The 1,258-nt window shown below is 64.8% G+C and carries 2 protein-coding genes; both read left to right on the forward strand.

The annotated features are described in order from the left end of the window. Positions 1-376: Zn-ribbon domain-containing OB-fold protein (locus tag AC1DY5_RS56135; protein WP_478122790.1), on the forward strand; the 376-nt coding region annotated here is incomplete at its 5' end. Between the two features lie 97 nt (positions 377-473). Further along, the gene (locus AC1DY5_RS56140; protein WP_478122791.1) at positions 474-1,133 is read left to right on the forward strand and encodes a nitroreductase; all 660 of its coding nucleotides are present in this window, start codon (positions 474-476) and stop codon (positions 1,131-1,133) included. Positions 1,134-1,258: the final 125 nt, after the last annotated feature.

Consider the following 1,258-nt stretch of genomic DNA (forward strand, 5'->3'; position numbering starts at 1 on the left):
GTTCTGGAGCGGATTGCGGGAGGGCCGCCTGCGTGTGCAGCGCTGCGGCCGCTGCGCGACATGGCAGTTCGGCCCCGAATTTCTTTGTCACCACTGCCACGCCTTCGATCCGGAGTGGGTCGAGGTGGCGGCCGAGGGCGTGATCTACAGCTGGGAGCGCGCCTGGCATCCGGTGCATCCGGCGTTGAAGGACCATGGCCTCTACGTGGCGGTGCTCGTGGAACTGCCGCATGCGGGCCGCGTGCGGCTGGTGGGCAACCTGTTGGGAGATCCCTCGCAGGAGGTCCGCATCGGTGCGCCGGTGATCGGCTGTTTCGAGCATCATGCGGATGTCGCGGTGCCGTTCAGTCTTCTGCAGTGGCGATACTACGTATGAGCCGCGGCCGGTCTATGGATCGGCGCACCGGCATTGCTTTCGTGAATGCAGTTAGATGACCCATGAACACCGCCCGGATGACTGGAAGGCCAGCGAAGTGCTGGGCCGGCTCCTGAGCGACCGGCACAGCTGTCGCGCATTCCTGCCGGATCCCGTGGCGCCCGCTCTGCAGAGGCAGATCCTGGAACTGGCGCAGCGCAGCGCCTCGTGGTGCAACGCCCAACCATGGAAGGTGCACCTCACGCAGGGACAAGCCACCGAGCGATTTCGCGCGCTCATGCTTGCGCCGGCCGGGGAGGGGGAGCCCGGTCCGGATTTCGACTGGCCGAAGGCGTACCAGGGCGCATACCGGCAACGCAGATTCGATTGCGCGATGCAGCTCTACGACAGCGCGGGCATCGAACGCGGCGATCGAGAGGCGACGGCACTCCAAGCGCGGAAGAACTTCCGGCTGTTCGGTGCCCCTCACGTGGCGATGATCACCAGCGACGCGGCATTGGGGGTCTACGGGGCCGTGGATTGCGGCGCCTTCGTGGCGAACTTCCTGCTGGCTGCCACCAGCCTGGGCATCGCGACCATTCCCCAGGCTGCGCTGGCCTCGCGACCGGAACGGGTGCGCGAGTTCTTCGGATTGGGCGAGGACCGCCTCGTGGTGTGTGGCGTTTCGTTCGGCTATGGGGACTCGACACACCCGGTAAACGGTTTTCGGACCGAGAGGGCGAACCTAGACGATGTGGTGTCCATTGTCTCGGCCTAGACAGAATGGCTTGAGCCAGCCTAAGGCAACGCTGATCAAGCGCCGTTTATTGGCTATCCAGTGTGCCGATGGCACGAGACGCATGAATTGAGACTGCTTTCGCGGGTTTTGCCCGAAATCGGAGC

The organism is Variovorax sp. P4_D9, assembly GCF_056401695.1.